This is a genomic window from Methylobacterium jeotgali (assembly GCF_022179345.1).
GTDB classification, from domain to species: Bacteria; Pseudomonadota; Alphaproteobacteria; order Rhizobiales; family Beijerinckiaceae; genus Methylobacterium; species Methylobacterium jeotgali.
Window position 1 is genome coordinate 28,056 of sequence record NZ_BPQR01000013.1, and the last position, 21,852, is coordinate 49,907.

The 21,852-nt window shown below is 72.8% G+C and carries 19 protein-coding genes; 10 read left to right on the plus strand and 9 right to left on the minus strand.

Annotated features, from left to right (window positions below; all coding sequences use genetic code 11):
- Positions 1-90 precede the first annotated feature (90 nt).
- Genes MFF04_RS04385 through MFF04_RS04400 form a run of 4 tightly spaced genes read left to right on the plus strand, consistent with a single transcriptional unit; the run spans position 91 to position 5,417 of the window.
- Positions 91-2,415 carry a DUF5682 family protein gene (locus MFF04_RS04385; protein WP_238274248.1) on the plus strand — a complete coding sequence of 775 codons (2,325 nt, stop codon included), beginning with the start codon at positions 91-93 and terminating at the stop codon, positions 2,413-2,415.
- The gene (locus MFF04_RS04390; protein WP_238274249.1) at positions 2,412-3,578 is read left to right on the plus strand and encodes a vWA domain-containing protein; all 1,167 of its coding nucleotides are present in this window, start codon (positions 2,412-2,414) and stop codon (positions 3,576-3,578) included. Before MFF04_RS04385 ends, MFF04_RS04390 begins: the two co-directional genes overlap by 4 nt.
- 10 nt (positions 3,579-3,588) lie before the next feature.
- Complete coding sequence (locus MFF04_RS04395) at positions 3,589-4,827, plus strand: YcxB family protein (RefSeq protein ID WP_238274250.1); 1,239 nt, start codon at positions 3,589-3,591, stop codon at positions 4,825-4,827.
- Complete coding sequence (locus MFF04_RS04400; protein WP_238274251.1) at positions 4,824-5,417, plus strand: hypothetical protein; 594 nt, start codon at positions 4,824-4,826, stop codon at positions 5,415-5,417. Before MFF04_RS04395 ends, MFF04_RS04400 begins: the two co-directional genes overlap by 4 nt.
- 21 nt (positions 5,418-5,438) lie before the next feature.
- On the opposite strand, the gene MFF04_RS04405 is transcribed toward MFF04_RS04400, so the two are convergent.
- The 5 genes from MFF04_RS04405 to MFF04_RS04425 are packed head-to-tail and all read right to left on the minus strand — an operon-like array spanning position 5,439 to position 9,639.
- Positions 5,439-6,659, minus strand: coding sequence for a molybdopterin molybdotransferase MoeA (locus tag MFF04_RS04405; RefSeq protein WP_238274252.1), 1,221 nt, complete (start codon positions 6,657-6,659; stop codon positions 5,439-5,441).
- Positions 6,656-7,129: a cyclic pyranopterin monophosphate synthase MoaC gene (moaC, locus tag MFF04_RS04410; protein WP_238274253.1), complete on the minus strand. Its 474-nt coding sequence runs from the start codon at positions 7,127-7,129 to the stop codon at positions 6,656-6,658. Before moaC ends, MFF04_RS04405 begins: the two co-directional genes overlap by 4 nt.
- Positions 7,126-7,971 carry an indole-3-glycerol phosphate synthase TrpC gene (gene trpC, locus MFF04_RS04415; protein ID WP_238274254.1) on the minus strand — a complete coding sequence of 282 codons (846 nt, stop codon included), beginning with the start codon at positions 7,969-7,971 and terminating at the stop codon, positions 7,126-7,128. The genes moaC and trpC overlap by 4 nt, the downstream gene beginning before the upstream one ends.
- Before the next feature lie 11 nt (positions 7,972-7,982).
- Entirely contained in the window at positions 7,983-8,996 is a 1,014-nt protein-coding gene (gene trpD / locus MFF04_RS04420; RefSeq protein WP_238274255.1) for an anthranilate phosphoribosyltransferase, read from the minus strand.
- A 28-nt stretch (positions 8,997-9,024) separates the two neighbouring features.
- Positions 9,025-9,639, minus strand: coding sequence for an anthranilate synthase component II (locus MFF04_RS04425; protein ID WP_238274256.1), 615 nt, complete (start codon positions 9,637-9,639; stop codon positions 9,025-9,027).
- Positions 9,640-9,796: 157 nt separating this feature from the next.
- Between MFF04_RS04425 and MFF04_RS04430 the strand changes: the two genes are divergently transcribed.
- Entirely contained in the window at positions 9,797-10,324 is a 528-nt protein-coding gene (locus tag MFF04_RS04430) for a YcxB family protein (protein ID WP_238274257.1), read from the plus strand.
- Positions 10,325-10,451: 127 nt separating this feature from the next.
- Entirely contained in the window at positions 10,452-11,669 is a 1,218-nt protein-coding gene (locus MFF04_RS04435; RefSeq protein ID WP_238274258.1) for an MFS transporter, read from the plus strand.
- A gap of 4 nt (positions 11,670-11,673) precedes the next feature.
- Here MFF04_RS04435 and MFF04_RS04440 read toward each other — a convergent pair whose 3' ends face one another.
- Together MFF04_RS04440 and MFF04_RS04445 are read right to left on the minus strand one after the other, a co-directional pair.
- Positions 11,674-12,426, minus strand: coding sequence for a class I SAM-dependent methyltransferase (locus MFF04_RS04440; RefSeq protein ID WP_238274259.1), 753 nt, complete (start codon positions 12,424-12,426; stop codon positions 11,674-11,676).
- A gap of 11 nt (positions 12,427-12,437) precedes the next feature.
- On the minus strand, positions 12,438-13,550 hold the full coding sequence (locus MFF04_RS04445; protein WP_238274260.1) for a calcium:cation antiporter: 1,113 nt from the start codon (positions 13,548-13,550) through the stop codon (positions 12,438-12,440).
- 262 nt (positions 13,551-13,812) lie between these two features.
- On the opposite strand from MFF04_RS04445, the gene MFF04_RS04450 reads away from it, so the two are divergent.
- Together MFF04_RS04450 and lexA are read left to right on the plus strand one after the other, a co-directional pair.
- Positions 13,813-15,525: a DEAD/DEAH box helicase gene (locus MFF04_RS04450; RefSeq protein WP_238274261.1), complete on the plus strand. Its 1,713-nt coding sequence runs from the start codon at positions 13,813-13,815 to the stop codon at positions 15,523-15,525.
- Positions 15,526-15,633: 108 nt separating this feature from the next.
- The gene (gene lexA / locus MFF04_RS04455) at positions 15,634-16,368 is read left to right on the plus strand and encodes a transcriptional repressor LexA (RefSeq protein WP_238274262.1); all 735 of its coding nucleotides are present in this window, start codon (positions 15,634-15,636) and stop codon (positions 16,366-16,368) included.
- Here the strand turns inward: lexA and MFF04_RS04460 are convergent.
- Positions 16,362-18,635 carry a ComEC/Rec2 family competence protein gene (locus MFF04_RS04460; protein ID WP_238274263.1) on the minus strand — a complete coding sequence of 758 codons (2,274 nt, stop codon included), beginning with the start codon at positions 18,633-18,635 and terminating at the stop codon, positions 16,362-16,364. The genes lexA and MFF04_RS04460 overlap by 7 nt on opposite strands.
- A gap of 100 nt (positions 18,636-18,735) precedes the next feature.
- Here MFF04_RS04460 and gltX point away from each other — a divergent pair, with 100 nt between their 5' ends.
- Both gltX and gltA read left to right on the plus strand, forming a co-directional pair.
- Positions 18,736-20,163: a glutamate--tRNA ligase gene (gene gltX / locus MFF04_RS04465; RefSeq protein WP_238274264.1), complete on the plus strand. Its 1,428-nt coding sequence runs from the start codon at positions 18,736-18,738 to the stop codon at positions 20,161-20,163.
- A 211-nt stretch (positions 20,164-20,374) separates the two neighbouring features.
- Positions 20,375-21,664 (plus strand): citrate synthase, encoded by a 1,290-nt coding sequence (gene gltA, locus MFF04_RS04470; RefSeq protein WP_238274265.1) that lies wholly within the window; start codon positions 20,375-20,377, stop codon positions 21,662-21,664.
- On the opposite strand, the gene MFF04_RS04475 is transcribed toward gltA, so the two are convergent.
- Positions 21,661-21,801 (minus strand): hypothetical protein, encoded by a 141-nt coding sequence (locus MFF04_RS04475; protein WP_238274266.1) that lies wholly within the window; start codon positions 21,799-21,801, stop codon positions 21,661-21,663. The genes gltA and MFF04_RS04475 overlap by 4 nt on opposite strands.
- Between the last annotated feature and the right edge of the window lie 51 nt (positions 21,802-21,852).

Here is a 21,852-nt window from a genome sequence, read left to right on the forward strand (position 1 = left end):
CGACCCTCACTCACGCGAGCGCCGTCGTCCGAGCCATAAGGACGGTCGAGTCCGTGACGATCCTCTCCTCTCTCAAGGGCGTGAAGCCCGATGCCTGACATCCGAATCTTCGGCATCCGCCACCATGGGCCGGGCTCTGCCCGATCGCTGCAGGCGGCGCTCGACGCCTTCGCCCCGGACTGCCTCCTCATCGAGGGCCCGCCGGACGCCGATGCGCTGATCCCGCTCGCCGCCCACCAGGGGATGACGCCGCCGGTGGCGCTCCTCGTCTACCGGCCGGACCGTCCGCGGGACTGCGCCTTCTTTCCCTTTGCCGGCTTTTCTCCGGAATGGGTGGCGATCCGCCTCGGGCTCGCGGCGGGCGCCGAGATCTGCTTCATGGACCTGCCCCATGCGATCCAGCTCGCCGACGGCTTCGGCAAGCCGGCGGAGGACGAGTCCGAGAACGGTGAGGGTACAGGCGACGAATCCGCGCCCGTCGCGCCAGTCGCCGACACCGCGTCGGCTTCTGCTCCGGCCGAGGCGGTCCGGCGCGATCCTCTCGGCGAACTTGCACAGGCCGCGGGCTACCCGGACGGCGAGCGCTGGTGGGACGCCTTCGTCGAGAGCCGCTCCGGCGAGGACGGCGACGTCTTCGCCGCCATCGCCGAGGCCATGTCGGCGCTGCGCGAGGCCGCCGATCCCGACCCCGACGAGGCGTTCCGCGAGGAGGCGCGGGAGGCGCATATGCGCTCCGCGATCCGAAAGGCCGGCAAGGACGGGTTCGCGCGCATCGCCGTGGTCTGCGGCGCCTGGCACGTGCCGGCGCTCGCCCGGCACGACGCCCGTGGTCAGGCCAGCGCGGACGCGGCGACCCTGAAGGGCCTGCCGAAGATTAAGGTCGCCGCCGCCTGGGCGCCCTGGTCCTACGAGCGGCTCGCCACGGCGAGCGGGTACCGGGCCGGCGTGCTCTCGCCGGAATGGTACGACACGCTCTGGAACCACGAGGGCCGGGTCGCCGCCCGCTGGCTCGCCCGCGCCGCGGCGCTGCTGCGCGCGGAGGACCTCGACGCCTCCCCCGCCTCGGTGATCGAGGCCGCCCGCCTCGCCGAGGCGCTGGCGGGGTTCCGGGGCCGCTCGCGACCGTCGCTCGAAGATCTCGACGAGGCCGCGCAGGCCACGCTCTGCTTCGCCGACGCCGCGCCGATGGCTCTGATTCGCGCCAAGCTCGTCATCGGCGAACGCCTCGGCGCGACGCCCCCCGACAGCCCCGGCACGCCGGTGGAGGCGGACTTCGCCGCCCAGTGCAAGCGCCTGCGCCTCAAACCCGCGGCGGATGCGGGCGAGCTGACCCTCGACCTGCGCAAGGAGGGCGACCTCGCCCGCAGCCACTTCCTCAACCGGCTCGCGCTCATCGGCATCCCCTGGGGCCAGCGGCGGGAGGCGCGGGGGCGCGGCACCTTCAAGGAAGGCTGGTTCCTGAGCTGGCAACCGGAATGGGTGGTCGAGCTGGTCGCCGCCTCCGCAGAAGGCGGTACCGTCGCCGAGGCCGCCGCCGGTCGGGTGCGCGCGCGGGCGCGCGAGACGCGTCGCGTCTCCGAACTGTCGGGCCTGATCGGTACGCTGCTCGACGCCGACCTCGCCTCGGCCGCGGGCGACGTGATCGCCGCCCTGAACGAGCGCGCGGCGGTCTCGGCGGACGTGTTCGACCTCATGGATGCGCTGCCGCCGCTCGCCGAGCTCGCCCGCTACGGCTCCGTGCGCTCGTCGGACACCGAGCCGGTGCTCGCCATCGTGCGCGGGCTGGTGCCGCGCATCGCCGCGGGGCTCGTTGCCGCCTGCCAGAGCCTCGACGACGAGGCCGCGGCGGAGGCCCGCAACCGCATCGTCGGCGTCTCCTCGGCGGTGGCGCTCCTCGAGGAGGCCGAGCTTTGGCAGGTCTGGCAGGAGGCGCTCCGGGCGCTAGCCGACCAGGAGCACGTTCACGGCCGCGTCGTCGGCCGGGCGGTGCGGCTGCTGTTCGACGCCGCAGCCCTCGATGCGGAGGAAGCGGGACGGCGCCTGAGTCTCGCCCTGTCCCGCGCCACGGCGCCGGCCGCGGCAGGCGCCTGGATCGAGGGCTTCCTCGAGGATAGCGGCACCGTGCTCGTCCACGGACAAGGCCTGCTCGCGATCGTCGACGACTGGCTCTCCGGCCTCGACGAGGCGCTGTTCGTGGAGCTGCTGCCTCTCGTGCGCCGCACCTTCGCGACGATCCCGCAGGGTGAGCGGCGCGCCATCGGCGAGGCGCTCCGGCGCCCCGGCGGCGCCGCGCCCGAGGGCATCGCGGACGGCACCGTTTTCGACGGCGAGCGCGCCGCCAAGGTGCTGCCGATCCTGCGCCTGCTGCTCGGACCGGAACCGGTGAAGGGAGCCAACGGCGGGGAAACGGCATGAGCGACACCGAACGCCTGCGCCGCTGGCGCCTCGTCCTCGGCGGCGGCCCCGCCGACGGCACCGGCTGCACCCTGGTCGAGCGGGACCAGCGGCTCGACCGGACGCTCGGCGCCCTCTACGATTCCGACCGCAAGGGCGGGCTCGGAGGCTCGTCGCCTTCCGTGCCGCGCTGGCTCGGGGACATCCGCGACTACTTTCCGGCCTCCGTCGTGCAGGTGATGCAGCGGGACGCCTTCGAGCGCCTCGACCTCAAGCGGATGCTCACCGAGCCGGAGATGCTGGAGGCCGTCGTCCCCGACGTGTCCCTGGTCTCGACGCTGATCTCCATGCGCTCGCTGCTCGGCGGCCGCACCAGGGAGACCGCGCGCCTCGTGGTGCGCAAGGTGGTCGAGGCGCTGATGAAGCGCCTGGAGGAGCCGCTGCGCCAGGCGGTGAACGGGGCCATCGACCGGGCGAGCGTCAACCGCCGGCCGCGCCACGCGGAGATCGACTGGAACCGCACCATCCGCGCGAACCTGCGCCACTACCAGGCGGAGTACCGCACCATCATCCCCGAGACCCGCCTCGGTCACGGCCGCAAGAGCCGCGGCTCGCTCAAGGACGTGATCCTCTGCATCGACCAGTCCGGCTCGATGGCGAACTCGGTGGTCTATTCGAGCATCTTCGGCGCGGTGATGGCCTCGCTGCCCGCGGTCTCGACCCGGCTCGTCGTGTTCGATACCGAGGTGGTCGACCTCACCGACGACATGGACGACCCCGTGGAGGTGCTGTTCTCCGTCCAGCTCGGCGGCGGCACAGACATCAACCGGGCGGTGGGCTATTGCGAGTCGCGCATCACCCGGCCGGAGGACACGGTGCTGGTCCTGATCTCGGACCTCTACGAGGGCGGCGTCGAGGCGGGGCTGCTGGCCCGCGCGCAGCGCCTCGTCGGCAGCGGCGTGCAGATGATCGCACTCCTTGCGCTCTCCGACGAGGGCGCGCCCTCCTACGACCGGGCGCTCGCCGCCCGGCTCGCGGCGCTCGGCGTGCCCTCCTTCGCCTGCACGCCAGACCGGTTTCCCGACCTGATGGCCACGGCGATCCGCAAGGCGGACGTGTCGGCCTGGGCGGCGGGCGCCGGCATCGCCGCGGTGCCCGCCGCTGCCGATCCGCACGCCCGCTGAGAGCGGTCCCGTGGCTCTCGTCCCGACCCTCCCAGCGATCCGGCCGCCGCCGGAGCCGCCGCTCCTCTTCGAGGCGCCGCTCTCCTACGACGACCGCTTCGCCAGCGTGCTGCGCGTCCAGAAGCCGCGGCTCGACCGGCAGCGGCGGCGGTCCCTGACGGTCGTCCTGCCGGTGCTCTGCCTTCTCGTCGTCCTGGGCTCCGTCTCCGCGTGGGCCACGTCCGACCGCCGCAACGGCTTCGCCGACTTCTTCCGCGAGGTCGGGAGCTTCGATTGGCTGCCGCTTCTCGCCGGCCTCGCGGTCGTCGTCGTGATGTGCGTCGGCGCGTGGCTGCTCCATCCCGTCCTGATCCGGCAGCAGCTGCGGGCGGCGCTGGGTCCCCGGGGCGCCGACGGGCCGGTGACCGTCCGCTACCGCCTCGACGAGGAAGGGATCACCTGGGACGGGGCCGACCTGAAGAGCTTCACACCCTGGTCGTTCCTGAGCGGTCTCGACGAGGATCGGGAGCGGATCTTCGTGCTCACCAACGTGCCGGACAATCCCTTCGTCCTGCGGAAGGCGGCGCTCGGCGCCGAGGTGCTGGAGGCGATCCGCCTTCGCGTGACGGAGGCCGCGGGCCGGCCGGACGCGGCCGGGGGCGAGGCCGTGCCGCAGGCGGCCCCGGACGCCGTGCGCCTCTCCTACACCCTGAGCGAGAAAGAGCGCGCGGCGCTGATCCTGTACACGATGAACACGCGATCGATGCGGCTGAGCCGGCTGCGCAGCGCGCTGTTCTGGATCGCGGGCTTGAGCCTGCTCTATCCGCTGCTTCTCGCGGTTCTCTGGGCGATGGACCCCTACCGCGTGCCGTTCGAGGCCGCCCTTCCGCTCTATCTCGAGATGATCCGCGCAGATGCCTGGCAACCCGCCATCGGCGCCACGGCTCTGGTGGGCCTCATGCTCGCCATCAACCCGCTTCTGCGGCGCTTCGCGGCCAGGGATCCCGCCCGCCAAGCCACCGCCGCGGCGCGCCCCGGCGACTACCACGTCGCCTTCGATGCGGACGGGCTCGCATCGTCACATGGACGCGCCCAGGCTCGCTTCCATTGGGAGGCCTTCCGCGGCCGGGCACGGGCCGGCGACCTCATCCTCCTGAAGCTGCCCTGGGGGAGCGTCGTGCCGGTGCCGGCGCGCGCCTTCGCGTCCGGTGACCTTCCCCGGTTCGAGGCGCTGCTCGCGCGTCATCTCCCGCTGAGGAGCCGGCGATGATGCGGCTCCGACGCCGTCTCGCGGCACTCGCGATGCTCGCCCTCTGCCCCGGCCTCGCCGACGCGCAGGAGCAAACGGCGGACGTCCCCTGGAACCGCACCGTCACCCTCGACCAAGGCTTCAGCCTCGTCGCCCCCGAGGGCTGGAAACTCGAGGATGCCGGCGACGACGAGGGCGACGCCACCGGCCGGAGGCGGGTGCATCTCGTCTGCCGCACGCCGGCCTGCAAGCGCACGCAGGAGACCTGCACGCTGCTGCTGAGAGCCGAGCCTGTGGCCGGGGCGGACGACGCCGCACGTCTCGCCGGCCTCTACGCCGAGCCGCTCGCGCGGTACTTTCGCCTGCGCGCGGTGCTGAAATCGACGAGCGCGGGCGCGAGCCTGCGCAGCCCGTTGCAGACCCTGCGCATCGGGGAGCGCGACTGGACGGCCGTCGAGACCGACGCGAAGCACAACAAGAAGTCGGGCCTGTTCGCCGAGACGGTCATCGGCGGCCGCTACCTCGGGGCGATCTGCAGGACCTGCGAGACCGGCGCCATCCGACACCGGGACGCCCGCGCCCTGCTCGCCAGCATCCGCCGGCGCGAATGAAGCGCGCCGGATCGGGCGATGTCAGACCAGCGCCCGGTCGAGACGGATGATCCGGCACGGCGCCCCGGCCTTCCGGGCGGGCTCGTGCGGCGGGCGGACGAGGAGCGCTTCGGAGCGGCCGAGCACGGCGAGCATCGACGAATCCTGGCGCGACTCGGGATGGGCGACGGGCAGGCGGTCCGGCGCGGTGTCCAGGCTGGCGCGCAGGTAGTCGGCGCGCTCGTCGTTCTCGGGGAGGTCGCGCCCGAGCGTCGCCGGCTCCGAGCGGTCGGCCCCGGCGGCCGGGTCGCCGAGCAGCGCGCGGATCGCCGGCACCACGAAGAGCAGCCCGCAGACGATGGACGAGACCGGGTTGCCCGGTAGGCCGATCACCAGGGTCGACCCGAGCCGGCCGTGCATCAGCGGCTTGCCCGGCCGCAGGGCGACCCGCCAGAAGCCGAGCTCCAGCCCCTCGTCGCCGAGCGCCGCTTGCACGAGGTCGTGGTCGCCGACCGAGGCGCCGCCGAGGGTGACGAGGATGTCGGTGCCGGTGTCGCGAGCCCGGCGGAAGGCGCCGGAAAGCGCCGCCCGGTCGTCGCGCACGATGCCGAAATCGACCGGCTCGCCACCCGCCGCGCGGGCGAGCGCGGAAAGCGCGAGGCTGTTCGAGGCGACGATCTGGTCCCATTCCGGCGTCTCGCCCGGCGCCACGAGCTCGTCGCCGGTCGCCACGATGGCGACGCGGACGCGCCGGCGCACGCTGAGCGACCCGTGGCCGCCGGCCGCCGCGAGCGCGAGGCGGCGGGCGTCGAGGGTCTCGCCGGCGGCGATCAGGGGCTCGCCCTCGGAAAAGTCGAGGCCCGCACGGCGCAGGAAGCGGCCCGTTTCCAGGGGCTCGGCGGACTCCACGAAGCCGTCCCCGGCGGTCGCGTTCTCCTGGATCAGGATCGCGTCAGCGCCCGAAGGCACCGGCGCGCCGGTGAAGATGCGCACCGCCTCGCCGGCTCCGAGCGGTCCGGCGAAGCCGTGGCCGGCGGCGCTCACGCCGGTCAGGCGCAGGCGGCCCGGCAGATCGGCGGCCCGCACGGCGTAGCCGTCCATGGCGGAAGCCGGAAACGGCGGCTGCGTACGGCGCGCGGCGAGGTCGGCGGCGAGAACCCGCCCGGCGCCCTCGGCGACCGGCACGGTCTCGGCCTCGACGGGGCCGGCGACGCTCGCGAGGATGCGGGCGAGCGCTTCCGCGACGGGGATCAGCCCGCTCATGCGGCGTAGGCGCCGGAGCGGCCGCCATCCTTGGCGAGCAGCCGGATGCCCTCGATGCGCATGCCCCGGTCGGCGGCCTTCACCATGTCGTAGATCGTCAGGCAGGCTACCGAGACGGCGGTCAGCGCCTCCATCTCGACGCCGGTCTGGCCCTGCACCTTCACCTGCGCTGTGACGCGCAGCCCCGGCAGGGCGTCGTCCGGCTCGCAGTCGACGCGGATGCCGGCGATCAGCAGCGGATGGCAGAGGGGGATCAGCTCGTGGGTGCGCTTAGCGGCCATGATGCCGGCGAGCCGCGCGGTGCCGATGACGTCGCCCTTCTTGGCGTCGCCCTCGCGGATCAAGCGCAGGGTCTCGGGAAGCATCACGACCCGGCCCTCGGCGGTCGCGGTGCGGGTGGTGACCGCCTTGTCGCCGACATCGACCATGTTGGCCGCGCCGCTGGCGTCGAGATGGGTCAGGGTGCTCAAGCGCGCGCGTCCTTGCTGTCGCCGAAGAGCAGCCGGCGGGTGGCGGCCGTCACGTCCTGCTGCCGCATCAGGCTCTCGCCGACGAGGATGGTGTCGAGCCCGGCCTCGCGAAGGCGCAGCACGTCGGCGTGGCTCGTGATGCCGCTCTCGGCGACCGCGATGCGGTCGAGGGGGATGCCGGGCTTGAGCCTGATCGCGGTCTCGAAGGAGACCTCGAAGGTCTTGAGGTTGCGATTGTTGACGCCGATCATGCGCGTGCCGAGGGGGATCGCGCGGGCCAGCTCCTCGGCGTCGTGGACCTCGACCAGCACGTCCATGCCGAGGTCGTGGGCGGTCTCGACCAGGGCTGCGGCCTCCTCGTCGTCGAGGCAGGCCATGATGGCGAGCACGCAGTCGGCGCCCCAGGCCCTCGCCTCGTAGACCTGGTAGGGCTCGAAGAGGAAGTCCTTGCGCAGCACCGGCAGGTGGCAGGCCTCGCGGGCCTGGGTGAGGTACTCCGGCCGGCCCTGGAAGGAGGGCTCGTCGGTGAGCACCGAGAGACAGCTCGCACCGCCGGCCTCGTAGGCGGCGGCGAGCGTCGCGGGGTCGAAGTCGGCCCGGATCAGCCCCTTCGAGGGCGAGGCCTTCTTCACCTCGGCGATCAGGCCGGGACGCCCTTTCGCGACGTGGGCGGCGAGCGCGTCGGCGAAGCCGCGGGGCGGGTCCATGGCCGCGGCCAGCGCCTCGAGCTTCGTCTGGGGCACGCGCAGCTTCGCCTCGGCGATCTCGCGCCGCTTGTAGGCGCTGATGCGGGCGAGCACCGTGCTGCCCTGCGCGCCTTCGGCGAGACTCGTGTCGGCCATCGGGGCCCTCCTCAGGCGTTCGAGACGGCGACCAGTCGTGCCAGGGTCGCGCGGGCCGCGCCAGAGCCGATCGCGGCATCGGCCCGGGCGACGCCCTCCGCCAGCGTTCCCGCCACTCCGGCAACGACGAGACCGGCGCCCGCGTTCAGCACGGCGATGTCGCGATAGGCGCCCGCCTCGCCGTCGAGGACGGCGCGCAGCGCGCGGGCGTTGTGATCGGGGTCGCCGCCGCGCAGGTCGTCGAGCGTCCACAGCGGCAGGCCGACCTCCCGCGGGTCGATGCAGAAGCGCGTCAGATGCCTGTCCGCGATCTCCACGACCTCCGTCGGTCCCGTGACGGTGATCTCGTCGAGCCCGTCGCTGCCATGCACCGCCCAGACCCGGCGCGTGCCGAGATCGGCGAGGACGCGGGCGAGCGGCTCCGCCCACTCCGCCGCCGAGACCCCGAGGAGCTGGCGCTCGACGCCCGCCGGGTTCGAGAGCGGCCCGAGCAGGTTGAAGATCGTGCGCACCGGCAACTCCGCCCGCACCGGCGCGACGTGGCGCATGGCCCCGTGATGGGTCTGCGCGAACATGAAGCAGAGGCCGGCCTGCGCCAGGCAGCGGCCGAGGCCGTCCGGATCGAGCCCCAGCTTGACACCGAGGGAGGCGAGCACGTCGGCGGCGCCGGAGCGGGATGTCGCGGCCCGATTGCCATGCTTGGCGACCGGCACGCCGCAGGCGGCGGCGACGATCGCGGCGAGCGTCGAGACGTTGTAGCTGCCGGAATGGTCGCCTCCGGTGCCGACGATGTCGATGGCGCCCTCGGGCGCCTCGACCCGTAGCATCCGTCCGCGCATGGCGGAGACGGCGCCGGCGATCTCGTCGGTGGTCTCGCCGCGGACCTTCAGGGCCGTGAGGAAGGCGCCGGCCTGCACCGGCGTCACCTCGCCGGAGAGCAGGTCGTCGAAGGCCGCGCGCGCCGCGTCGCGGCTCAGCGCCTCGCCGGCCGCGACCTTCGCGAGATGTGTCCTGAAGGAGTGCATGACTTCGAAGCGCCGGCCGTGTCGGGCGTCAATGCACGCCGCGGCCGGGGTTGTCACGCGCCTGGTTCCAGGCGGCGGCGATGTCGAGGAAGTTGCGCAGGATGCGGCCGCCATGCTCCGAGAGCACGCTCTCCGGATGGAACTGCACGCCGTGCACCGGCAGGCTGGTGTGCTCCAGGCCCATCACCAGCCCGTCCGCCTCGGCCGTGACGGCAAGCGCCTCCGGGCACCCGTCGCGCTCGACGATGAGCGAGTGGTAGCGCGTCGCCTCGAAGCTGTCGTTCAGCCCCCGGAAGATGCCCGTCGCCCGGTGGCGGATGGTCGAGACCTTGCCGTGCATGGGAGCTGGCGCGCGCACCACCTTACCACCGAAGGCCTGCCCGATGGCCTGGAGACCGAGGCAGACGCCGAAGATCGGCACCTCGCCGGATAATTCGCGTACCACGTCCAGGCAGATGCCCGCCTCGTTCGGCGTGCAGGGGCCGGGCGAGAGCACCACCGCGTCCGGCGCCCTGTCGCGGATGTCGGCGACGGTGAGCGCGTCGTTACGCACGACCTCGATCGAATCCGCGAGCGGTCCGATGAGATGGACGAGATTCCAGGTGAAGGAATCGTAGTTGTCGATGACGAGGACCCTGGACATCGCGCGCTCGTTCGGGTGCGGGTGCCGGCCCGCTCATGGCTCGCAGGGGGTGTGGGGCTTCCTCCGGCAGGGGTCAACCGCGGGGACGGCCCGGCTCGACATCCGCGGGCCGGATCGTGAAAGGTCCGGCGCGCCGGCGAGGGAGCGGAGGATCGGCATGGCGGACGCGGTCGGCGCGGGTGGGCGGGAGTCGCGGGTGTTCACGCTGACCCAGGCGGATCTCGTCGAGGCTGGCGGAGCCACCTTCGACGCGAACCTGCGCCGGCCGAAGCTCCGGGCGCTCGCCGGAGCCTTCGCGCTGGTCGTCCTCCTCGTCGTCCTGTTCAAGGACGGGCCGGTCGTCGCCCTGGCCATGGCGATCACGCTGCCACTCCTGGCGCTGCTCGTGCCCTTCGCGCTGAAGCGGGTGCTGATCCCGGTCCAGACCCGCATCCTGCTCGCCCGCGACGCGCGCTTCCGGAACCCGTGGCAGGTCGCGGTCGAGCCCGACGGCCTCTTCGTCGAGAACGCCTTCGGGGAGTCGCGCTACCGCTGGTCGGTGTTCCGGGACCGCCTCGACACGCCGAATCTGGTGCTGCTGATGCTCGGCACCGGCAGCTACGTGCCCCTGCCCCGGCGGGCGCTGAGCGCCGGGGACGCGACCGACATCGAGGCGCATCTGCGGGTCGCCGCCGCGTCGGGCTAAATCCGCGGGCGGATCGCCCAGTCGACCGCCGGTCTCCGCCGTGCGCGATCTCCATCCTTGCCTGGTCGACCAAGTGCTGGCAGGGCGCGCGACCGACCCTTCGTTCCACCTTCGATTGCAGAGCGGCATGACGCCAGGTTTCCATCTCGCGCTCGTCAACGTCTTCACCGGCGACATCCAGGGCGGCCTCGGCCCGTTTCTCGGCACCTGGCTCGCCGAGGTCGCGTCCTGGGGCCCGGCGCGGGTCGGCACGGTGACGACGCTCGTCAGCTTCGGGGCCTTGCTGCTCAGCGGTCCGTTCGGAGCCCTGGTCGACCGGGTGCAGCGGCCGCGCCTTCTGATCGTGGCCGCCTGCCTTGCCATCCTCGCCGGGACCCTGCTGCTGCTGCCGGCCCGCTCGTTCCTCGGCGTCGCGGCGGCGCAGCTCGTCGCGGGCGCCGGCGGCACGCTCCTCATTCCCGCCGTCACCGCCCTGACGCTGGGTCTCGTCGGCAAGGAACGGTTTCCGAAGCAGCAGGGCCGGAACCAGGCGTTCAACCATGTCGGCATCCTGATCGCGGCGGGGATCATCGGGGTGGCGACGCCCTACGCCGGCCCGGCAGTCGCGTTCTGGGTGCTCGGCGCCATGGCGATCGCGGCGGCGGTCGCAGCCGCCACGACGCCCAAGGCCTCTTGGAACTCCCGGCGCGCCGTGGGCTGGAAGGAGGACGAGGAGGAGACACCCGCACGCTCGCCGCTCCTGCGGACCTTCCGGGACCGCCGGCTCCTCGTGCTCGCGGTGGCGCTCGCCCTGTTCCAGCTCGGCAACGGCGGCATGCTCAGCCTGCTCGGACAGAAGCTCGTGGAGACCGGGGCCGGCGGCACCGCCTGGACGGCCCGCTACGTGATGGTCGCCCAGCTCGTGATGGTGCCGGTGGCGCTGCTCGCCGGCTCCGTCGCCGACCGCAGCGGCCGGCGCTGGCTGCTCATCGCCGCCTGCGCCGCCCTGCCGCTGCGCGCCCTCATCAGCGCCTTCGTGGACGATCCGACCTGGCTGATCGCCGCCGAGGTCCTCGACGGGGTGGCGGCGGGCATCGTCGGCGTGGCGGTGCCGGTGGTCATCGCGGACATCACCTGGGGTTCGGGCCGCACGCAGACCGTGCTCGGCTCGATCAACGCGGTGCAGGGCGCCGGCGGCGCCCTCTCCGCCTGGTTCGGCGGGGTGGTGCAGGCCTGGCTCGGCTGGTCGGGCTGCTTCCTGGCGCTGGGCACGGCCGGGCTCGGGGCGCTCGCCATCGTGGTCTGGCTCAACGCCACCGCCGACGAGCGGCCGGCGAAACGCTCCGCCGACGCGAAGGCGGCTTGACCGCTCAGTCGGCCTCGACACGCCCGAGGCGCATGGACAGAGGCCAGGTGACCCGACGGCGCGTGGCGGGATCGCCCCAGTGCTCGGCGAGAGCCTGCCGGAATGCCGCAACCCGCGATGCGCCGCCGCGCCGCTCCAGCTCGGCGACCGCCGACCACGTGGCCACGTAGCCGACGAGATCGTCGAGCCCCCTGTCGCGCTCGATGGCGAGGGCGGGCTGCGGCAGCTCGGCGAACGGAAAGGGCAGGCCGCGATAGCCCTCCTCGACGTGCCGCCGCTCGGGTGGCCAGCAGGGTCCGAGGTCCCGGTAGAACGCGGCCACGACCTCGCCCGGCGCCCCGTCGAGATGCGGGATGCCGTAGCTGACGAGGGCCAGCACCGCCCCCGGCCGCGCCACCCGGCGGACCTCCGCATAGAAGGCGGGCAGGTCGAACCAGTGCGCCGCCTGCGCCGCGGTCACGAGATCGGCGCTGCCCGGCGGCAGCCCGCTCGCCTCGGCCGGCGCCACCCGGAAGGCGAGGTTCGGCAGCACCCCCGCCTGCCCGATCTGCTCGACGCTGGCATCGGTGGCGACGACCCGCTCGAAATGCCCGGCGAGCAGCTGCGCGAGCTGGCCGGTCCCGCAGCCGCAGTCGAGGGCGAGGCCCCGCCCCGGCGCGAGGCGCGCGAGATGCGCGGCGAGCGCGTCCGGGTAGCTCGGCCGGTGCGCCGCGTAGGCCGCGGCGCGGTCGGAGAAGTGATCCTTGAAGCCGGCCATGGCGCTCCCCGTCAGGGGCTGAAGATCAGCACCAGGTAGACGAAGAACAGGATCAGGTGCACCGCGCCCTCCAGCACCGTCGTCCGCAGGCCGGAGAAGGTGAGCGTCGAGAGGATCAGCGTCATTACCAGGAGCGCCATCTCGGTCGGGGCGAGACCGAGGACCACCGTCTGCCCGGTCAGGAGCCCGACCGCCAGCACCGCCGGCACCGTCAGGCCGACCGTCGAGGTCGCCGCCCCGAGGCAGAGGTTGATCGCCCGCTGCAGCTCGTTGCGGGCCACCGCCTTCAGCGAGGAGATCGCCTCCGGCGTGAACACGATCATCGCGATGACGACGCCGCCGAGGGCGGTCGGCGCCTTCAGGGCGGCGATGCCGTGGTCGAGGATCGTCGCGAGGCTCTTCGACAGGAGCACGATCGGCAGGATGTTGGCGACGAGCAGCACCGTGTGGCGCAGGATCGCCGCCTTCGGGACCGGCGGCTTGCCGCCCTCGGCCGCCGCAGCGGCCTCGACGGCGCGGGCCTTCTCGCCGGCATCCATGAAGAAGTCCCGGTGCCGCCCGGTCTGGATGAGCAGGAAAACCCCGTAGAGCGCCACGGTGAAGGCGGAGAATGCGATGGCCTGAAGGGTCGTGAAGGTGCCCCCCTGCGTCGAGGTGGTGAAGTTCGGCAGCACCAGCGCGATCACCGTCAGCGGGATGATCACCGAGAGGAAGGCCGAGGCCCCCTGCAGGTTGTAGGATTGCTGGTGGTGGCGCAGGCCGCCGATGAGCAGGCCGAGGCCGACGACGCCGTTGAGCACGATCATCAGCACCGCGAACATGGTGTCGCGGCCGAGCGTCGGGGCGTCCTTGGCCGAGAGCATCACGGCCGAGACCAGCACTACCTCGATGATGACGATTGCCAGCGTCAGAATCAGCGTGCCGAGCGGTTCGCCGAGCATGTGGGCGAGTTCTTCCGCCTCGTGCACGACGCCGAAGGCGGCCCAGAGGATGACGCCGAGGAGCCACGCGAACAGCAGGCTCGCCCACATCGGGTCGGCGAGGCCGCCGAGCCAATCCTTGCCGTAGACCGTGAAGGCACCGACCGTCGCCCACGCGACCACCAGCCGAAGAATACCGCCCATCACCCCGCCCGTCGCTCGAGAGTCGCAAAGGCTTCTGCCATCCCAAGCCTCGGAGCGACAGAGCGAATTCCGGCCCGCAGTGCGCTTGCGCACGCGATCGCGGACGCGACGGCCCGTACGCCGGCGAGCCATGCGAAACGCCCCATGGCCTCGCGGCCCCGTTGCGGCTAGAGACTGATGCTTCGCGAACCCGTTCCGGCCGACGCCGTCCTCCGCAAGCGATGCGGCAGGCGCCGCCGCCCGTGAGAGAGACCGTCACCCCGTGCCCTTCCCGACCCTGCCCGAGCCGATCACCCGGGCCCTTTCCGAGCGTGGCTACGCCGACCCGACCCCCGTGCAGTCCGCCGTGCTGGAGGGTGAGGCCACCGGGCGCGACCTGCTCGTCTCCGCCCAGACCGGCTCGGGCAAGACCGTCGCCTACGGCCTCGCCTTCGCCGGAACGCTCCTCGACGGGCAGGACCGGCTGCCTCCGGCGGGCGCCCCGCTCTGCCTCGTGATCGCGCCGACCCGCGAGCTCGCCCTTCAGGTCCATCGCGAGCTGGCCTGGCTCTACGGAGCGGCCGGGGGCCGGATCGTCTCCTGCGTCGGCGGCATGGACCCGCGCCGGGAGCAGCGGGCGCTCGCCGAGGGAGCCCATATCGTCGTCGGTACGCCGGGGCGCCTGCGCGACCATCTCGAGCGCCGGAACCTCGTCACCGATGCGATGCGGGTCGCGGTTCTCGACGAGGCCGACGAGATGCTCGACCTCGGCTTCCGGGACGATCTGGAGTTCATCCTCTCGCAGGTGCCGCCGGAGCGGCGCACGCTGCTATTCTCGGCGACGCTGCCGAAGGCCATCGCGACGCTGGCCGAGCGCTACCAGCGGGACGCGCTCCGCATCGCCGTGAAGGGCCAGGACCGCGGCCACGCCGACATCGCCTACCGGGCGATCCGGGTCGTGCCCCGCGAGATCGAGCACGTTGTGCTCAACGTGCTGCGCGCCGCCGAGGCGCCGACCGCGATCGTCTTCTGCAACACCCGCAACGCGGTGCGCCACCTCCAGGCCGGACTGACCGAGCGCGGCTTCTCGGTGGTGGCGCTCTCCGGCGAGCTCGGCCAGGGCGAGCGCAACGCCGCCCTCCAGGCGCTGCGCGACGGGCGAGCGCGGGTCTGCGTCGCCACCGACGTCGCCGCCCGCGGCATCGACCTGCCGACGGTGAGCCTCGTCATCCACGCCGACCTGCCCCACGACGCGGAGGTGCTCCAGCACCGCAGCGGCCGCACCGGCCGGGCCGGCCGCAAGGGCACGAGCGTGCTCCTCGTACCGAATGCCCGCCGCCGCCGCGCCGAGCAGATGCTCGCCATCGCCCGCGTGAATCCCGAATGGTCCGGCCCGCCCTCGGCGGACGAGATCCGCCGCCGCGACGCCGAGCGGGTCCTCGACGATCCGCTGCTGACCGAGCCGCCGGCCGAGGAGGACCTCGCGCTGGCCCGGATCATCGGCGAGAACCGGACGCACGAGGAGCTCGCCGCGGCGCTGGCGCGGGTCTACCGGACCCGGTTGCCGGCGCCGGAGGAGGTCAGCGACCCCGGCGAGGGCCGCGCCACCCGGGACGCCCGCCGTCCGCCCTACGATCCGCAGAGCCCGGAGAACCCTGTGGCCTCGGGACCGGCCGCGTGGTTCCGGCTCAACCTCGGGCGCCGCGACAACGCCGACCCGCGCCGCCTCCTGCCCATGCTGACCCGCCGCGGCGGCATCGGCCGCCAGGACATCGGCGCGATCCGCATCTTCGAGCGGGAGACCAAGTTCGAGATCCGCGGCGAGGCCGCCGCCGCCTTCGCTGCCGCCTTCGCCCGCAACGGCTCCCCCGAGATTCAGGTGGAGGCGATCTCCGGCGCGCCCGCCGCCGGCCCGAAGGGCCTCAAGAGCCCCCGTGGGGCGAAGCACGCCCGCGCGGCGGATCGCAAGCCCCACCGGCCCGCCCGCGCCGGGTAGGATCGTCGGGCGCGGCCTTGCGGAACAGGACGCGAACACCTAGCATGTTCGCGATTTGTTTCTGACACGACGATTCTGCCGGTCGTCGGGCGATGGAAGGCCACCACGATGCTGACCCGTAAACAGCTCGACCTGCTGCGCTTCATCCAGCAGCGGCTCAGCGAGAGCGGTGTCCCCCCGTCCTTCGACGAGATGAAGGACGCCCTCGATCTCAAGTCGAAATCGGGCATCCACCGCCTGATCACGGCGCTGGAGGAGCGCGGCTTCCTGAGGCGGCTCCCCAACCGGGCCCGGGCCATCGAGGTGATCCGGATGCCGGAGAGCCTCGGGCAGATCCCGGCGCCGGCCGCGACGACGCCGCGCCGGTTCACCCCGAGCGTCGTGGAAGGCGGGCGCGGCAAGAGCGCGCCGCCCGCGCCGCCCGCGCGCGACCTCGCCGCTCCGCCGCAGATGAGCGGCGGCGCCGTCACCATCCCGGTGATGGGGCGGATCGCGGCGGGCACGCCGATCTCGGCCATCGAGACGCAGAGCAGCGCGATCACCCTGTCCCCGGACATGATCTCGGGCGGCGAGCACTATGCCCTGGAGGTGCGCGGCGACTCGATGGTCGAGGCTGGCATCCTCGACGGCGACCTCGTGGTGATCCGCAAGCAGGACACCGCCAACACCGGCGACATCATCGTGGCACTGATCGACGACGAGGAGGCGACCCTGAAGCGCCTGCGCCGCCGCGGTTCCTCGATCGCCCTCGAGGCGGCGAACCCCGCCTACGAGACCCGTGTGCTCGGCCCCGACCGGGTGCGTATCCAGGGCCGCCTCGTCAGCTTGGTGCGCCGCTACTGAAGAGGTTCGACGGGCGCGTCCGCGAGCCCGTCGCTCTGCTCGCGGGGCTCGGGCTCGGCCGGTGCTTCCACCGTCCGTGGCGGTGAAACAGGAGGACTCGTAGCCGACTTCGAGTCGGAACGCGGGCGCCAGGGCCGTGCGCGGTCCGCATCGCGGCTCGGGCTGATCTCGGCGCCGCCGTCCCGCAGGCGGATCGCCAGGGCGCCGGAGGCCTGGAGGCGGGCCCGGTCGATGATGAGCCCGGCCGCGCAGGTCAGCGGTGCGGTGCGGGCCGTGATGAGGATGTCGGCGCGGGCGCAGTCCTCGGGAAAGGCGCGCTTGTCCTTGATGAGGGCCACGACGCGGCCGTCCTGGGCGCGGGCGTTGCAGCCGAGCCGGTCGCAGGCGGCACCCTCCCCGGCCTGCGCGGCGCTGCGTCCGTCGCCGTCCGCCCGCAGCCACTGCTCGAGCACGAAGGCCGGCGGTCGCCCGAGGGCGACGAGGCGGCCGTCGGCTCCGCGGATGGCGGCGCCCGCGCCGTCGCGGTCGACGTAGAGGTCATGCCGGACGGGGTTCGTCGCCAGAAGCAGGCCGATGGTGGCCGGCACGGCGGCGAGCCAGCGCAGGCTCGTCGCCGGAATCGTCGCGAGGACGAGAGCCGCGGCCAGCAGGAGCAGAGCGCCCTGGCCGAAGGCCGGCATCACGAGGTTCGCCTGCGCGAAGCCGGCGATCCAGCCGGAGATGGCGAGCATCCCCTGCACCGCCTGCCCCATCAGCCACCAGATCGGACGGTCGAGGGCGAAGGGATAGGCGAGCACGCCGAGCACCGCCGCCGGCATCACCGCGAGCGAGACGAGCGGCAGAGTCAGGGCGTTGCCGATGAGTCCGAAGGGCTGCACGGTCTGGAAATGGTAGGTCGCGAAGGGCGCCGTCGCGAGCTGTGCGACGAGGGTCGTGGCCAGGGTCCCGGCGACCGCCGTCACCGCGAACCGGAACCCGCGGGCGAGGGCGCCCCTCCCCTCCCGCGCCGGCAGCCGCCCCTCGATCAGCCGCGCGCAGGCGATGAGGCCGGCGACCGCGCCGAAGGACATCTGGAAGCTCGGCCCGAGCAGCCCCTCGGGCTCGCGGGCCAGCGCGACGAGGGCGGCGAGGGCGAGATTGCGCATGCTGATCGCCGGGCGGTCGACGAGGATGGCGCCGAGCATGATCAGCGTCATCAACAGGGAACGCTCGGCGGCGATGTCCCAGCCCGAGAACACGCAGTAGGCTGTTACGCCGACCATGGCGACGAGGGCGGCGATCTTCTTGATCGGCCAGCGCAGCGCGAGCGGCGGTGCCAGGGCGAAAGCGGCGCGCACCAGCCAGAACACGACGCCGGCGGCGAGCACCATGTGCAGCCCGGAGATCGAGACGACGTGATATATGCCGGCCGCGCGCAGCACGTCGTTGGTGGGCTGCGCGATCAGGCCGCGCTTGCCCGTCACCAGCGCCGCCGCGACGGCGCCGGCCTGCCCGCCCCCGGCCTCGGCGATGCGGCGGGTGAGGACGTTGCGGGCCTCGTCGACGGAGGCCGCGAGCCGCAGGCCGAGGGGCACCGCCTCCGGCGGCGGCTTCACCTCGACGTTTCCGAGCACCGAGCCCACCGCGCCGATGCCGCGAAAGTAGGCGTCGCGGGCGAAGTCGTAGCCGCCGGGGCGCGCGGCTTCGGGGGGCGGCAGTAGCCGGGCCTTCAGAGCCACGAAGTCGCCCGGCCGCAGGCTCTGCGCCTTGCGGAAGGAGACGCGCACCCGTTCGGGGCGCGCCTCGGGCCCGAGGCCAGCGAAGCTCGCGACGCGGATGATCAGGCGCCCGCCGGTCTCCCGCTCCTCCAGAGTCTCGACGAAGCCGGTGAGCGGGCCGATGGTCGTGCGCGCCAGGATCGGCTCCTTCACCTGCGCCACGCGGACCGTGCCCGCCGCGAAGCCGAGCGCCGCCGCCGCCAGCCCGAGGGCGACGGCGCGCCCGGCCGGCCGCGTCGCGAGGACGGGGACGAGCCCCGCGCAGACGCCCGCCGCGAGGAGCGGCGCCCACAGCGCCGGCTCGCCGTCGGTCAGTCCGAAGAAGATGAGGATGCCGGCGCCGAAGGCGACCGCGAGCCACGGAAACAGCCGCCGCTGCTCGGCTTCGACCGCGAGGTTGCCGGCGACCCAGCCGCTCGCGGCCGGCACCAGCTCGGGCAGCGCGGGAAGACGGGCGGCGGGCAGGAGCGCGAGCGCGCCTCCGCCGCCCCGTCTCCCGTCCTGCGTCATCGTCGGCCGCTTCCTTAACGCCCCGGTCGGGCCATGCTACACGCGCGCGGCGCGGCGGGTCGATCCGCTGCCTTGCCTCTCCAACACTTGTCCCGGACCGATGTCGTCAGCCGTCGTCACGCGCTTTGCGCCCTCGCCCACGGGCTACCTCCATATCGGCGGCGCCCGCACGGCCCTGTTCAACTGGCTCTACGCCCGCCGCTTCGGCGGCCGCATGCTGCTGCGCATCGAGGACACCGATCGCGAGCGCTCGACGCAAGGCGCCATCGACGCGATCCTCGACGGGATGTCCTGGCTCGGCCTCGATTGGGACGGGGAGGTCGTCTACCAGTTCGCCCGCGCCGAGCGGCACCGGGAGATCGCCGAGAGCCTGCTCGCCTCCGGCCACGCGTACCGCTGCTACGCCAGCGCCGAGGAGCTGCAGGAGATGCGCGAGCGCGCCCGCGCGGAGGGGCGCCCCTCCCGCTACGACGGCCGCTGGCGCGACCGCGACCCCTCCGAGGCGCCCGCCGGCGTGAAGCCGGTGATCCGCCTGCGGGCGCCCCTGGAGGGGGAGACCGTGGTGGAGGACGCAGTGCAGGGGCGCGTCACCTGGGCCAACAAGGACCTCGACGACCTCGTGCTGCTGCGCTCGGACGGCACGCCGACCTACATGCTCGCCGTGGTCGTGGACGACCACGACATGGGCGTGACCCAGATTATCCGCGGCGACGACCATCTCACCAACGCCGCCCGGCAGAGCCAGATCTACCGGGCGCTCGGCTGGGACGTGCCGGGCATGGCCCATATCCCGCTCATCCACGGGGCGGATGGAGCCAAGCTCTCGAAGCGCCACGGGGCGCTCGGCGTCGATGCCTACCGCGACCTCGGCTACCTGCCGGCGGCGCTGCGCAATTACCTCGTGCGCCTCGGCTGGAGCCACGGCGACCAGGAGGTGTTCACGACGGAGGAGATGACGGCGGCCTTCGATCTCGGCGCCATCGGGCGCTCGCCGGCCCGGTTCGACTTCGCCAAGCTCGAGAACCTCAACGGCCTCTACATCCGCGGCGCCTCCGACGCGGACCTCGTCGCGGCGATCGAGGCGATCGTGCCGAGCGTCGGCGCTTCCCGCGGCCTGGCCCTGCCCCTCGATTCCGCGCTGCGGGAGAAGCTCGTCGCGGCGATGCCGGGCCTCAAGGAGCGGGCGAAGACGCTCGTCGAGCTCCTCGACAGCGCCGCCTATCTCTACGCCGCCCGGCCGCTGGCCCTCGACGAGAAGGCGGCCACGCTCCTCGGCGACGAGGCCCGCGCCCGGCTCGCCGCGATCCTGCCCGCGCTGGAGGCGGTGACGCCCTGGGACGCCGCCGGCACCGAAGCCGCCGTGCGGGCCTTCGCCGAGGCGAACGGGCTCAAGCTCGGCCAGGTCGCACAGCCGCTGCGGGCGGCGCTCACCGGGCGCGCAACCTCTCCGCCGGTCTTCGACGTGCTCGCGGTGCTCGGCCGCGAGGAGAGCCTGGCACGCCTGCGCGACCAGGCGACCGGCGCCTGAAGACCGCGTCGCCGGGCGGCCCGGAAACTGCTTGGCGAAGCACGGCGGATGTCATCCTGCCCGTTGCTGGCGGTCGGCCGATCCGCTAACCGGATGGGCCTGTGAGCAACCGCAGCATCGCCGCCGCGCTCCGGACCGCGGGCTCGCCAGGGCACGCCCTGGCCCGCCGGTGGACGGCGCCGTCTCCGTCGTCAGAAAGGTCCACGCCTCCATGAGCGCAGCCAGCACCATCACCGTGGGCGACAAGAAGGTCGAGCTTCCGGTCAAGGACGGCACCATCGGGCCGAGCGTCATCGACATCGGCAAGCTGCACGCCCAGACCGGCGCCTTCACCTTCGATCCGGGCTTCACCTCGACCGCCTCCTGCGAGTCGAAGATCACCTACATCGACGGCGACGCCGGCGTGCTGCTCTACCGCGGCTACCCGATCGAGCAGATCGCCGAGCAGGGCGACTTTCTCGAGACCTGCTACCTGATGCTGTTCGGCGAGCTGCCGACCCAGAAGCAGAAGGCCGACTTCGAGTACAAGGTCACGCGCCACACCATGGTGCACGACCAGATGAGCCGCTTCTTCCAGGGGTTCCGGCGCGACGCGCACCCGATGGCGGTGATGGTGGCCTGCGTCGGCGCCCTCTCGGCCTTCTATCACGACTCGACGGACATCACCGACGAGACCCAGCGGATGGTGGCCTCCATCCGCATGATCGCCAAGATGCCGACGCTTGCGGCAATGGCCTACAAGTACTCCATCGGTCAGCCCTTCGTGTATCCGAAGAACGATCTCGACTACACGTCGAACTTTCTGCGGATGTGCTTCGCGGTCCCGTGCGAGGAGTACAAGATCAACCCGATCTTCGCCCGTGCGCTCGATCGGATCTTCATCCTGCACGCCGACCACGAGCAGAATGCCTCGACCTCGACGGTCCGCCTCGCCGGCTCCTCGGGCGCCAACCCCTTCGCCTGCATCGCCGCCGGCGTCGCCTGCCTCTGGGGTCCGGCCCATGGCGGGGCGAACGAGGCCGCGCTCAAGATGCTCATGGAGATCGGCACGCCCGAGAACGTGAAGAAGTACGTCGACAAGGCGAAGGACAAGAACGACCCCTTCCGCCTGATGGGCTTCGGGCACCGGGTCTACAAGAACTACGACCCGCGCGCGCGCATCATGCAGCACACCACCCACGAGGTGCTGAGCGAGCTCGGCATCAAGGACGATCCACTGCTCGAGGTCGCCGTGCAGCTCGAGCAGATCGCGCTCAAGGACGAGTACTTCATCGAGAAGAAGCTCTACCCGAACATCGACTTCTACTCGGGCATCACCCTCAAGGCGATGGGCTTCCCGACCGACATGTTCACGGTGCTGTTCGCGCTGGCCCGCACCTCGGGCTGGATCGCGCAGTGGGCGGAGATGATCGAGGACCCGTCGCAGAAGATCGGCCGGCCGCGCCAGCTCTACATCGGCCCGGCCCAGCGCGAGTACATGCCGATCGGCCAGCGCAGCTAGGAACGAACGGGAGCCGGCGGCTCGAAAGAGCCGCTGGTTTCGCGTCGGGCATCCTCGATCAGGGAGTGCCGGGCGTAGACGGGGGCGGCTCCGGCGAGGGCAATCCCGCCGGCCGCGCCGAGCATGAAGGCGAGCATGGCTTCCCGTTCTCGCCGGGGGAACAGGACGCTTCGCGGCCGGGTTCCGGC